The following is a 12,287-nucleotide window of genomic DNA, read 5'->3' as shown; positions in this document are numbered from 1 at the left end:
TTCTTATGGTGGGGGGGGGGGTGTTGGTGCCCGGGCCGGGGGCTCTTGGGGGCAACACCCCGGCCCGGGGGGGGCCCCCCCCGGGCCCCCCCCCGGGGGGGGGCCCGGGGGCCCGGGGCCCCCGCGGCGAGGAGCGAGCGGCTCAGCCCTCGGCGGGCACCGCCTGCGGCCGCGCCCGCCACGCCGGGGCGCGCCCCGGACGGCGCGGGCGGCGCGGTCCGCGCCCCCGCAGCAGCGGCCAGAGCGCGACGCCGACCGCCAGCGCGGCGGGGTGGCCGACCGAGGTGACCAGATCGGGGTCGGACGCCAGCTGGTGCGCGATCAGGGCGAGCCCGCCGCCGAGCGCCAGGGTCCGCCCGGCCGGGCCGAGCAGTCCGGCCAGCGCGCCGAGCGAGGTGAGGACGCCGTAGGAGACGCCGATGTCCATCGCGTCCAGCACGTCCGGTTCGGCGCCGCCCGCGGCCACCGTCGCCACCGCCACGCCCTGCGAGAGCAGCGTCGCCGCGACGTGGCCGGCCCCGAAGACGCCGAGGGCACGAAGGCCGCCGATCCGTCGTTCCAAGGGGGCGACGGTGACCGCGAAGGCCCAGAAGTAGGGCATCCACACCGGGCCGGCGACCCACAGGCCGCTGCCGACGAGGGAGAGCACGGGGTGGACCAGCAGGTTGTGCGCGTCGGTGGAGGACAGCTCCTGGAGCCGGCGCACCGTCCCCGGGTCGCCGAAGCGCGCGTACAGCGTGGTGCCGAGCAGCAGGGTGAGGTAACCGAGGGCGAACGGGTTGTCCCGCGGGGTGGGCAGGGCGCGCAGCCCGGGCCGGACGAGCCGCCTTCGCAGTTCCGCGCTGGTCATGGTGCCTCCCGGGCTGTCTGTCATGCCCAAGATACGGGTGGCGGGTGAGAGGTGTCTGAGGAAGTCCTGTGAAGACCTTTGCGCCCCCAGGCCTCGCTCGCACACGTACCGTTACAGGTCGTGGGCGCTGCGGGTAAGGTAGCGGCCCGTGCCCGTCCGATCGGGGACCTGCCAAACGTGACCCGGTCGCGGGCCGGGCACACTCATGACGGAACCAACGGAAACAAGACGACTACGAGCGGAGCCCGCTGTCCCACAGGCAGTCGGCCCGCAGCCCTGGGGGCGGTGGCGTGACCGTGACAGAGATCCAGCAAGAGACGATCAGCAGTGGCCAGGTGGGCACCCAGCGACGGGTGCTCGTCGTGGAGGACGAGCCGACGATCGCGGAGTCGATCGCCGCCCGGCTCGGCGCCGAGGGCTTCAAGGTGGCGGTGGCCCACGACGGGCCGGGCGCGGTGGACGGCTTCCACACCTGGCAGCCGGACCTGGTGGTGCTCGACATCATGCTGCCGGGCTTCGACGGGCTGGAGGTGTGCCGCCGGATCCAGGCCCAGCGCCCGGTGCCGGTGCTGATGCTGACCGCGCGGGACGACGAGACCGACCTGCTGGTGGGCCTGGGCGTCGGCGCGGACGACTACATGACCAAGCCGTTCTCGATGCGCGAGCTGGCGGCCCGGGTGAACGTGCTGCTCCGCCGGGTCGAGCGGGCCCAGCAGGCCGCCCGCACCCCCGCGCTGGGCTCGCTGCGCTTCGGCGAGCTGGAGATCGACCACGTGCAGCGCCGGGTCCGGCTGGGCACCGGCGACGTGCACCTGACGCCGACCGAGTTCGACCTGCTGGCCTGCCTGGCCGCGCAGCCGCGCGCGGTGCTGACCAGGGAGCAGCTGCTGGCCGAGGTGTGGGACTGGACCGACGCGTCCGGGACCCGCACGGTGGACAGCCACGTGAAGGCGCTGCGCCGGAAGATCGGCGCCAGCTGGATCCGCACGGTGCACGGCGTGGGCTACGCGCTGGAGGCCCCGCTGTCCTGACCGGGCCGCCGGTCCGGGCCCGGGGGCCCGCACGGCGCCCGGCCGTCCACGGGGGACGAGTCCGAACGACCAGGTCCTGACGACCGGGGGCACCATGACCTTTCCGCAGCAACGCAACGGGGAAGCCGAGCCGGCCGCCCCGCGGCCCCCGCTGGCGGTGCGCGCCGCGCGCCGGGTGTGGGCCGACGTCCGCCCGTTCGACCCGGTGCGCTCGATCAAGGGCAAGCTGGCCCTGCTGGTGGTCGTCTCGGTGGTGCTGGCCACCGGCATGGTGGTGGTGGCGATCCGGTCGGAGACCCAGATCCGGATCATCATGATCTTCTCGCTGATCGCCTCGCTGCTGTTCATGCAGTTCCTGGCGAACGGCCTGACGGCGCCGCTGCGCGACATGACGGCGGCCGCCCGGTCGATGGCCGAGGGCGACTACAGCGCCCGGGTGGACGTCTCCTCCCGGGACGAGATCGGCGAGCTGGCCGACACCTTCAACCGGATGGCGGGCGACCTGGAGGCCGCCGACCGGCACCGCCGCGAGCTGATCGCCAACGTCTCGCACGAGCTGCGGACCCCGATCGCGGCGCTCCGCGGCCTGCTGGAGAACGTGGTCGACGGCGTGGTGAAGCCGGACCCGAAGAACCTGGGCACCGCGCTGGAGCAGACCGAGCGGCTGGGCCGCCTGGTCACCCACCTGCTGGACCTGTCGAAGCTGGACGACGGCGTGGTCCCGCTGGACTCCCACCCGTTCCTGGTCCGCCCGTTCCTGGACGGCGTGCTGCGCGGCCTGACGGTGGACGGGGCGGTGGCGGGCGGCGCGTACGCGCGGCGCGCGGACGTCCGGCTGGCGGTGGACGTGCAGCCGGAGCGGCTGGCCGCGGTGGCGGACGCGGAGCGGCTGCACCAGGTGGTGGCGAACCTGGTGGACAACGCCTGCAAGCACTCGCCGGTGGGCGGCACCGTGACGGTGCGGGCCCGGGCGGCCGAGGGCGGCGGCCTGCTGCTGGAGGTCGAGGACCAGGGCCCGGGCATCCCGCCCGCGGACCGGGAGCGGGTGTTCGAGCGGTTCGGCCGGAGCGGTTCGCCGACCGCGCTGGGGCCGGGCAGCGACGGCGGGACGGGTCTGGGGCTGGCGATCGCGCGCTGGGCGGTGGACCTGCACGGCGGCCGGATCAGGGTGGCCGAGGCGGCCGCGGGCTGCCGGATCGAGGTCACCCTGCCGGGTGAGACCCCGGTGCCCGCGTAGTCTGTGGCGGAATCGGTACAAACCGGCGCCCGGCCCCGTCGGGCCGGTCCCGGACCGGGTGGCGACAAGTGGTCCAGACCACTGCTTTGTCCGATTTTCCATAGGTATGACCACGATCGACCAGGGGTCCCGTTCCCCGCTTTCCGGCACCTCTAACGCTCGGTTCCGGCCAAAAATCGCTCCGACAATGTGATCTGGGCGACGCCTGACCACCGGGGACTGCGCGATCACTCGTCGGAGGCGTAGCCTTAATCCCCGCTGTCCACCATCCCAAAAGGAAGCGGAAGAGGGCGGTTGCCCCGTGTCGCCACACCAAGAAACCCCCAGCTCGGCAAGTTCCACTGGCTTCGGCCCCAATGAGTGGCTCGTCGACGAGATCTACCAGCAGTACCTCCAGGACCCGGCCTCGGTCGATCGCGCCTGGTGGGACTTTTTCGCCGACTACAAGCCCGGTACCGAGGTGACTCCAGTGACCCAGGCCGCACCGGTCGGCGCCCAGCCGGCCCCTGTCGCCGCTCCCGCCGCCGCAGCCCCGGCCGCGACCGCCCCCGCTGCTCCGGCCGCCGCCCCGGCGCCCGCGCAGCCGGTGGCCGCGCCCGCGCCGCTCGCGGCCGCCCCCGCCGCCCCGCCCGCGCCGAAGGCCGCCGCTCCGGCCGCCCCGGCGCTGGCCGCCGCGGCGGGCCCGGAGCTGGTGCAGCTGCGCGGCCCGGCGAAGGCCGTGGCGTCCAACATGGACGCCTCGCTGGAGGTTCCGACCGCCACCTCGGTGCGCGCGGTGCCCGCCAAGCTGTTGATCGACAACCGCATCGTCATCAACAACCACCTGCAGCGCGCCCGCGGCGGCAAGGTGTCCTTCACCCACCTGATCGGCTACGCGCTGGTGCAGGCCGTGAAGGCCAACCCGGGCATGAACTACACCTACAAGGTGGAGGACGGCAAGTCCTACCTGGTGAAGCCCGAGCACGTGAACCTGGGCCTCGCCATCGACCTGGTCAAGCCGAACGGCGACCGCCAGCTGGTCGTCGCGGCGATCAAGAAGGCCGAGACGCTCGACTTCTTCGGCTTCTGGCAGGCCTACGAGGACATCGTCCGCCGGGCCCGCGCCAACAAGCTGACCATGGACGACTTCACCGGCGTCACGGTCTCGCTGACCAACCCGGGCGGCATCGGCACCGTGCACTCGGTGCCGCGCCTGATGCAGAACCAGGGCACCATCGTCGGCGTCGGCGCCATGGAGTACCCGGCCGAGTTCCAGGGCTCCTCCCCGGAGACGCTGGCCCGCCTGGGCATCTCCAAGATCATGACGCTCACCTCGACCTACGACCACCGGGTCATCCAGGGCGCGGCCTCGGGCGAGTTCCTCCGCTCGATCCACCAGCTGCTGCTGGGCGCGAACAACTTCTACGACGAGGTGTTCGAGTCCCTGCGCATCCCGTACGAGCCGGTGCGCTGGGCGACCGACGTGGCGACCACCCACGACGACGAGGTCAACAAGACCGCGCGCGTCATGGAGCTGATCCACTCCTACCGGGTCCGCGGCCACCTGATGGCGGACACCGACCCGCTGGAGTACATGCAGCGCAAGCACCCCGACCTGGACGTCACCACGCACGGCCTCACCCTGTGGGACCTGGAGCGCGAGTTCGCGGTCGGCGGCTTCGGCGGCCAGAAGATGATGAAGCTCCGCGACATCCTCGGCCTGCTGCGCAACACCTACTGCCGCACCGTCGGCATCGAGTACATGCACATCCAGGACCCGGCGCAGCGCAAGTGGCTGCAGGACCGCCTGGAGAAGCCGTACACCAAGCCGGAGCGCGAGGAGCAGCTGCGCATCCTGCGCCGGCTGAACTCGGCCGAGGCGTTCGAGACCTTCCTGCAGACCAAGTACGTCGGGCAGAAGCGCTTCTCGCTGGAGGGCGGCGAGTCGCTCATCCCGCTGCTGGACGCCACCATCGACGCCGCCGCCGAGCACCGCCTCGACGAGGCCGTCATCGGCATGGCGCACCGCGGCCGGCTGAACGTGCTGGCGAACATCGTCGGCAAGCCGTACGGCAAGATCTTCGGCGAGTTCGAGGGCAACCTGGACCCGAAGTCGATGCACGGCTCCGGCGACGTGAAGTACCACCTCGGCTCCGAGGGCACCTTCACCGGCCTGGACGGCGAGACCATCAAGGTGTCGCTGGCCGCGAACCCCTCCCACCTGGAGGCCGTGGACCCGGTCGTCGAGGGCATCGCCCGCGCCAAGCAGGACATCCTGGACTTCGGCGGCACGACCTTCCCGGTGCTGCCGATCCAGATCCACGGCGACGCGGCCTTCGCGGGCCAGGGCGTGGTCGCGGAGACCCTGAACATGTCGCAGCTGCGCGGCTACCGCACCGGCGGCACCGTGCACATCGTGGTCAACAACCAGGTCGGCTTCACCGCCGCCCCGGCGTCCTCCCGCTCGTCGATGTACTGCACCGACGTGGCGCGGATGATCGAGGCGCCGATCTTCCACGTGAACGGCGACGACCCGGAGGCCGTGGTCCGCGTCGCGCGGCTCGCCTTCGAGTTCCGCGAGGCGTTCCACAAGGACGTCGTGATCGACCTCATCTGCTACCGCCGCCGCGGTCACAACGAAGCCGACAACCCGTCCTTCACCCAGCCGCTGATGTACGACCTGATCGACAAGAAGCGCTCGGTGCGCAAGCTGTACACCGAGGCGCTGATCGGTCGCGGCGACATCACCATGGAGGAGGCGGAGCAGGCGCTCCAGGACTTCCAGGGCCAGCTGGAGAAGGTGTTCTCCGAGGTCCGCGAGGCCACCACCGCCCCGGCGCCGACCGAGACCGGCCGTCCGGTCGCGGACTTCCCGGTGTCGATCCAGACCGGCATCTCCGCCGAGATGGTCAAGCGGATCGCCGCCTCGCAGGTCAACCTGCCGGACTGGCTGACCGTGCACCCGCGCCTGCTGCCGCAGCTGCAGCGCCGCGCCGCCTCGGTCGAGGACAACACCATCGACTGGGCGACCGGCGAGGCGCTCGCCATCGGCTCGCTGCTGATGGAGGGCCACCCGGTCCGCCTGGCCGGCCAGGACTCGCGCCGCGGCACCTTCGGCCAGCGCCACGCGGTGCTGATCGACCGGAACACCGGCGAGGACTACACCCCGCTGATGTACCTGACCGAGGACCAGGCCCGGTTCACCGTCTACGACTCGCTGCTCAGCGAGTACGCGGCGATGGGCTTCGAGTACGGCTACTCGCTGACCCGCCCGAACGCGCTGGTCATGTGGGAGGCGCAGTTCGGCGACTTCGTCAACGGCGCGCAGACCATGGTCGACGAGTACATCTCGTCCGCCGAGCAGAAGTGGGGCCAGCACTCCGGTGTCGTCCTGCTGCTGCCGCACGGCATGGAGGGCCAGGGCCCGGACCACTCGTCCGCCCGCCCGGAGCGCTTCCTCGCGCTGTGCGCGCAGGACAACATGACGGTCGCCATGCCGACCCTGCCGTCGAACTACTTCCACCTGCTGCGCTGGCAGGCGCACAACCCGCACCACAAGCCGCTGATCGTCTTCACCCCGAAGTCGATGCTGCGGCTGAAGGCCGCGGCCTCCGCCACCTCCGAGTTCCTGAGCGGCTCGTTCCGCCCGGTGATCGGGGACAGCACGGTGGACCCGGCGCAGGTGCGCAAGGTGGTGATCACCTCCGGCAAGTTCTACTACGACCTGGAGGCGGCCCGGACCGAGCGCGGCATCACCGACACCGCGATCGTCCGCGTCGAGCGCCTGTACCCGCTGCCGATCGCGGAGCTCCAGGAGGAGCTGAGCCGCTACGGCGAGGACGTCCAGTTCGTCTGGGCGCAGGAGGAGCCGGCGAACCAGGGTGCCTGGCCGTTCATCGCGATGAACCTGGTCGACCACCTGCAGGTCGTGGTCGGCCGCTCGGGCGGCAACGCCCGGCTGCGCCGGGTCGCCCGCACGGCGTCCTCGGCCCCGGCGGTCGGTTCGGCGAAGCGGCACGCGGCCGAGCAGAAGGCGCTGCTCGACGAAGTGTTCTCGCTCTGACATCCCTTCGACCGGAGAAACCCCACCGTGTACTTCACTGACCGTGGCATCGAGGAACTGCAGGGCCGACGCGGCGAGGAGGAGGTCAGCTTCGAGTGGCTGGCCGAGCGCCTGCGGGAGTTCGTGGACCTGAACCCGGACTTCGAGGTGCCGGTGGAGCGGCTGGCGACCTGGCTGGCCCGGTTGGACGACGAGGACGACGAGTGACTGCCTGACGGACAGTCAGTGGTGCGGCCCGGAAGGCGTTTTCGCCTTCCGGGCCGTTCGCTTTCCCGGGGCCGGGCCGGAGCCGGTCCCGGAGTCGGACCCCGGGCGGCTCTCGGGGTCGGGTCGGGGTGCGCTCCGGGTCGGGATCGGGGCCGGGGCTCCTTGACTTCCGGCCGACGCGATATATCGTAAGTAGCAGAAGAACGCGATACATCGCGTATGGCACGCGGGAGGACGGGGAACCCGACATGACGCAGTGGACGGTAGAGAGCACCGAGAACATCACCTTCGACGAGGCCGTGCGGACGCTGCACGTGCGCGTCGTCGACGGCGCCGTGAACGTGGTCCCGACCGACGGGCCGGCCCGCCTGGAGGTCGCCGCCCTGGAGGGCGAGCCGCTCCAGGTCACCGTGGCGGACGGCGTCCTGACGGTCACCTACAAGGACCTCAGCTGGGGCGAGTTCGGCGAGGCCGTGAAGTCGGTCCAGACGGTCAAGTCCTTCTTCTCCGGCCTGCGCCGCAAGCGCCGCGCCGAGCTCACCGTGGCCGTCCCGGCCGACACCGCCGTCAAGGTCGGCACCGTCTCGGCGGACGCCACCGTCTCCGGCATCACCGGCGAGGTCGGCGTGCACGGCGCCAGCGGCACCGCCACGCTGGCCGGCCTGACCGGCCAGGTCAACGCCAACACCGTGACGGGCGACGTGGACGCCGAGGGCCTGTCCGGCGAGCTGAAGGTCAACACGGTCTCCGGCGCGGTCACCCTGGTGGCCGGCTCGGCGACCCGGATCAGGGCCAACTCGGTCTCCGGCGCGGTCACGCTGGACCTCGACGCGGCCACCCCCACCGACATCGGCGTCACCACCGTCTCCGGCCCGGTCGGCCTGCGGCTGCCGTCCTTCGCGGACGCCAAGGTCGAGGCCGGCACCACCAGCGGCAGCCTCTCCAGCGCCTTCGCCGAACTGAGCGTCGGCGGCGGCTGGGGCTCCAAGAAGCTCTCCGGCCAGCTCGGCACCGGCCGCGGCCGCCTCCAGGTGACCACCGTCACCGGCGCGGTCACCGTCCAGCGCCGCCCCGACGCCGAGGAGGACCGGCCGGCCCGCGAACTGCCCGCCGGCCCGCTCGACCTGACCAAGGAGGTCTGAGATGACCCCGGTGTTCGGCCACGGCAGGCTCCGCCTCTACCTGCTCAAGCTGCTCGACGAGAGCCCCCGGCACGGGTACGAGGTGATCCGGCTGCTGGAGGAGCGCTTCCACGGCCTGTACGCGCCCTCGGCCGGCACCGTCTACCCGCGGCTGGCCAAGCTGGAGGCCGAGGGCCTGGTCAGCCACGCCACCGAGGGCGGCCGCAAGGTCTACCGGCTCACCGACGCCGGGCGAGACGAACTCGCCTCCCGTCAGGCCGAGTTGACGGACCTCGAAGCGGAGATCCACGACTCGGTCGGCCAGTTGGCCGGCGCCATCCGGCAGGACGTCCGGGACAACGCCAAGGACCTGCGGGCCGAGCTGTGGAACCAGGCCGAGCACACCCCGACGGCCGGTGGCAACCCGCTGCACGAGCGCGAGTCCTGGCAGCGCGCCAAGGAGGAGTTCGCCCAGTTCAAGGCGGAGGCCAAGGAGCAGGCCCGGCGCGCCAAGGAGCAGGAGAAGACCGCCCGCCAGCAGGCCAAGGCCGCCGAGGCGGAGGCCCGGCGGCTGCGCGAGCAGTCCAGGGCCGCCCGCACCGCGGCCCAGCAGGAGGCGCTGCGCCTCAAGCGCCGGGTCGAGGAGCAGGTCCGCGAGCACGCCTCGCGCGGCGACTGGTCGGTCGGCCTGGCCGAGGGCCTGGCCGAACTCACCCGCGGCCTGGGCTCGTTGGCGGACGCCGCGCGCTGGGGCGCGGCCGACGAGCCGGTCCGGATCGACCTCGACAAGCCCGACCGGGAGGCCCCGGCCGCCGAGCTGCCGGACTGGGCCCGCACCGACCCGGCCGGCGACCCGGCCCGCGAGCTGGAGCGCCTGCTCGACCGCTTCCGCGACCACGTCCGGGACACCGCCCGCGACCGCGGCGTGGACGCGGCCCGGCTGGCCCGCGCCCAGCAGGCCCTGTCCGCCGCGGCCCGCGCCCTGTTCGAGCGCTAGGCCGCACGGCCCACGTGCACGGAGCGCCCCCGGAGGACGGCCGGGGGCGCTCCGCCCTGCGTGCTGGACCGACGCCGCGTCAGGGGGTGAGCACCAGCTTGCCGAACACCTCGCCGCGCTCCAGCCGGGCGAACGCCTCCCGGGCCTCGGTCAGCGGCCGCACCGAGTCGATCACCGGCCGGACCCCGGAGTGGGCGCACAGCGCCAGCAGGCCCGCCAGCTCCTCCTTGGAGCCCATGGTGGAGCCGACCACCTTCAGCTCCAGGAAGAAGATCCGGTTCAGCTCGGCGGCCTTCGGGTTCGGGCCGCTGGTCGCGCCCGAGATCACGATCGTGCCGCCCGGCCGCAGCGACTTCACCGAGTGCGACCAGGTGGCCGCGCCGACCGTCTCCATCACCGCGTCCACCCGCTCGGGCAGCCGGGCCCCGCTCTCGAAGGCCGCGTCGGCGCCCAGCTCGACCGCGCGGGCCCGCTTGGCCTCGTCCCGGCCGGTGACCCAGACCCGCAGCCCGGCCGCCTTGGCCAGCACCACCAGCGCCGTCGACACCCCGCCGCCGGCGCCCTGCACCAGCACCGTGTCGCCGGGCTTCACGCCCGCGTTGGTGAACAGCATCCGGTAGGCGGTCAGCCAGGCCGTCGGCAGGCAGGCGGCCTGCTCGAAGCTCAGCTCCTTCGGCTTGGGCAGCAGGTTCCAGGTCGGCACTGCGACGCGCTGCGCGAACGTGCCCTGGTAGCGCTCGGTCAGGATCGAGCGCGGCTCGGCCGGGCCGACCCCGTGGCCGCTCTGCCCGACCACCGAGTGGATCACCACCTCGTTGCCGTCCTCGTCGACGCCCGCGGCGTCGCACCCCAGCACCATCGGCAGCCGCTCGGCCGGCAGCCCGACCCCGCGCAGCGACCACAGGTCGTGGTGGTTGAGCGTGGCGGCCTTCACCGTCACCACGCTCCATCCGGGCCGCGCCACGGGCTCGGGCACCTCGCCCAGCTCCAGCGCGTAAAGGGGGCCCCTCCCAGCCCCCCTTGGGGCTGGGGGAGGATCGTCAGGACTGATGCGGGCGGCATAGGCAGCGAACATGCCCGGACCATAGCCCCGCACCCGCGGCCCTGTTAACCACGACTCACTGTGAACGTCCCCATATTGCTTTCCTCCCCGGCCCCGCTCCGTGCCCCGGCAGGGGCGCGGGGAACTGCGCGACCGGCCCCGCACGAACGGCGAGATCCGCCCGTGGACAGCACTCTCGTCCCCGGGCGGATCCCGACCCCCGCGTCAGATCCGGGCGATGCCCTCGGCCCGGGCCGCGGCCGCGACCGCGGCGGTGACCGCCGGGGCGACCCGCTCGTCGAACGGCGACGGGATGACCTTCTGCGGCGTCAACTCGTCGGCGACGACGCCCGCGAGGGCCTTCGCCGCGGCGAGCTTCATGCCCTCGGAGATCCGGCTGGCCCGGACCGAGAGCGCGCCCGCGAAGATGCCCGGGAAGGCGAGTACGTTGTTGATCTGGTTCGGGAAGTCGGAGCGCCCGGTGGCGACCACCGCCGCGTGGCGGTGCGCGACCTCGGGGTGGATCTCCGGGTTCGGGTTGGCCATGGCGAAGATGAAGCAGCCGGGCGCCATGGTGGCGACGGCCTCCTCCGGGACGGTGCCGCCGGAGACACCGATGAACACGTCGGCGCCGTTCAGGGCGTCCGCGAGGCTGCCGGTCCGGCCGGTCCGGTTGGTGAGCGCCGCGATCTCCGCCTTGACGTCGGTGAGGTCGCCGCGGCCCTCGTGCACCACGCCGCGACGGTCGCAGACCGCCACGTCGCCGATCCCGGCGGCGAGCAGCATCTTGGCGATGGCGATGCCGGCCGCGCCAGCGCCGGAGATGACCGCGCGCAGGTCGCCGATCTCCCGGCCGGTCACCTTGGCCGCGTTCCACAGGGCGGCGGTGGTGACGATCGCGGTGCCGTGCTGGTCGTCGTGGAAGACCGGGATGTCGAGCCGCTCCTGGAGCTGCTTCTCGATCTCGAAGCAGCGCGGGGCGGAGATGTCCTCCAGGTTGACGCCGCCGAAGGACGGGGCGAGCCGGACCACGGTCTCGACGATCTCGTCGACCCCGGTGCAGGCCAGCGCGATCGGCACCGCGTCGACGCCGCCGAACTGCTTGAACAGGATCGCCTTGCCCTCCATCACGGGGAGCGAGGCCTCCGGGCCGATGTCGCCGAGGCCGAGCACGGCGGTGCCGTCGGTGACCACGGCGACCGTGTTGGACTTCCAGGTGTAGTCGTTCACCAGGGCGGGCTGCTCGGCGATGGCGGTGCAGACCCGGGCCACGCCCGGGGTGTAGGCGAGCGACAGGTCGTCGGCGTCGCGGACCGGGACGGTCGCCCGGATCTCCATCTTGCCGCCGCGGTGCAGCGCGAAGACGGCGTCGACCGGGTCGTCGGTGCTCTGGGTGTCGGTGATGATCTCCGCTGCCACAATGACCTCTTCGTCATGTATTCGGCGAAGGCGCATCCGACGGACTTCGACCCGGTCCGCGCGGCAACGCGCGAGCGCGGGCACGCCGTCGCTGGCGTACCCGTGGCCGGGTCGGGGCGCTGCCGTCGGGCCGCGCCCTCGGGTGAGGGTAAGGGTGTTCTGCGCTGTCGTCGGGACTCCGGTACCGCACCTGTGCCGGGTCCGTCTTGTCCGCGTGGCCCCCCGAGCGAGGAGTCCGCACGGCACTCGCAGGAGTGAACGCAGACCCGAGGAGAGTGGGCGCTTCGGATACGGAGCCGGTGAGGGCTTCCGTTCGTGGCACCCCGGCCCTTGTGGCGAAC

General features: G+C 72.6%; 9 protein-coding genes. 6 read left to right on the top strand and 3 right to left on the bottom strand.

Going from position 1 to position 12,287, the window contains the following annotated elements:
- Nucleotides 1-142: 142 nt before the first annotated feature.
- On the bottom strand, nucleotides 143-850 hold the full coding sequence (locus ACIOHG_RS05200) for a rhomboid-like protein (RefSeq protein ID WP_400945451.1): 708 nt from the start codon (nucleotides 848-850) through the stop codon (nucleotides 143-145).
- A gap of 296 nt (nucleotides 851-1,146) precedes the next feature.
- Between ACIOHG_RS05200 and ACIOHG_RS05195 the strand changes: the two genes are divergently transcribed.
- The 6 genes from ACIOHG_RS05195 to ACIOHG_RS05170 all read left to right on the top strand — a co-directional run bounded on the left by ACIOHG_RS05195 (nucleotide 1,147) and on the right by ACIOHG_RS05170 (nucleotide 9,485).
- Nucleotides 1,147-1,881 (top strand): response regulator transcription factor, encoded by a 735-nt coding sequence (locus ACIOHG_RS05195; RefSeq protein ID WP_400945449.1) that lies wholly within the window; start codon nucleotides 1,147-1,149, stop codon nucleotides 1,879-1,881.
- A gap of 94 nt (nucleotides 1,882-1,975) precedes the next feature.
- Complete coding sequence (locus ACIOHG_RS05190; RefSeq protein WP_400945446.1) at nucleotides 1,976-3,118, top strand: ATP-binding protein; 1,143 nt, start codon at nucleotides 1,976-1,978, stop codon at nucleotides 3,116-3,118.
- 301 nt (nucleotides 3,119-3,419) lie between these two features.
- Entirely contained in the window at nucleotides 3,420-7,160 is a 3,741-nt protein-coding gene (locus ACIOHG_RS05185) for a multifunctional oxoglutarate decarboxylase/oxoglutarate dehydrogenase thiamine pyrophosphate-binding subunit/dihydrolipoyllysine-residue succinyltransferase subunit (RefSeq protein ID WP_400945444.1), read from the top strand.
- Between the two features lie 27 nt (nucleotides 7,161-7,187).
- Nucleotides 7,188-7,367: a DUF6104 family protein gene (locus ACIOHG_RS05180; RefSeq protein ID WP_400945441.1), complete on the top strand. Its 180-nt coding sequence runs from the start codon at nucleotides 7,188-7,190 to the stop codon at nucleotides 7,365-7,367.
- A gap of 248 nt (nucleotides 7,368-7,615) precedes the next feature.
- Nucleotides 7,616-8,509, top strand: a complete 894-nt coding sequence (locus tag ACIOHG_RS05175; RefSeq protein WP_400945439.1) for a DUF4097 family beta strand repeat-containing protein — start codon at nucleotides 7,616-7,618, stop codon at nucleotides 8,507-8,509.
- A 1-nt stretch (nucleotide 8,510) separates the two neighbouring features.
- Nucleotides 8,511-9,485, top strand: a complete 975-nt coding sequence (locus tag ACIOHG_RS05170; RefSeq protein WP_400945437.1) for a helix-turn-helix transcriptional regulator — start codon at nucleotides 8,511-8,513, stop codon at nucleotides 9,483-9,485.
- A 79-nt stretch (nucleotides 9,486-9,564) separates the two neighbouring features.
- Here ACIOHG_RS05170 and ACIOHG_RS05165 read toward each other — a convergent pair whose 3' ends face one another.
- Both ACIOHG_RS05165 and ACIOHG_RS05160 read right to left on the bottom strand, forming a co-directional pair.
- The gene (locus ACIOHG_RS05165; protein ID WP_400945433.1) at nucleotides 9,565-10,560 is read right to left on the bottom strand and encodes a zinc-binding dehydrogenase; all 996 of its coding nucleotides are present in this window, start codon (nucleotides 10,558-10,560) and stop codon (nucleotides 9,565-9,567) included.
- Nucleotides 10,561-10,752: 192 nt separating this feature from the next.
- Nucleotides 10,753-11,946 (bottom strand): NADP-dependent malic enzyme, encoded by a 1,194-nt coding sequence (locus ACIOHG_RS05160; protein ID WP_400945432.1) that lies wholly within the window; start codon nucleotides 11,944-11,946, stop codon nucleotides 10,753-10,755.
- Nucleotides 11,947-12,287 lie beyond the last annotated feature (341 nt).

This window comes from Kitasatospora sp. NPDC088134, from assembly GCF_044741705.1.
Classification (GTDB): Bacteria; Actinomycetota; Actinomycetes; order Streptomycetales; family Streptomycetaceae; genus Kitasatospora.
This window is presented reverse-complemented; position numbering and strand designations above follow the sequence as displayed.

Coding starts and splice junctions, on each gene's coding strand:
- ACIOHG_RS05165 (WP_400945433.1), bottom strand. CDS start 10,560: ATGTTCGCTGCCTATGCCGCCCGCATCAGTCCTGACGATCCTCCCCCA.
- ACIOHG_RS05170 (WP_400945437.1), top strand. CDS start 8,511: ATGACCCCGGTGTTCGGCCACGGCAGGCTCCGCCTCTACCTGCTCAAG.
- ACIOHG_RS05200 (WP_400945451.1), bottom strand. CDS start 850: ATGACCAGCGCGGAACTGCGAAGGCGGCTCGTCCGGCCCGGGCTGCGC.
- ACIOHG_RS05175 (WP_400945439.1), top strand. CDS start 7,616: ATGACGCAGTGGACGGTAGAGAGCACCGAGAACATCACCTTCGACGAG.
- ACIOHG_RS05190 (WP_400945446.1), top strand. CDS start 1,976: ATGACCTTTCCGCAGCAACGCAACGGGGAAGCCGAGCCGGCCGCCCCG.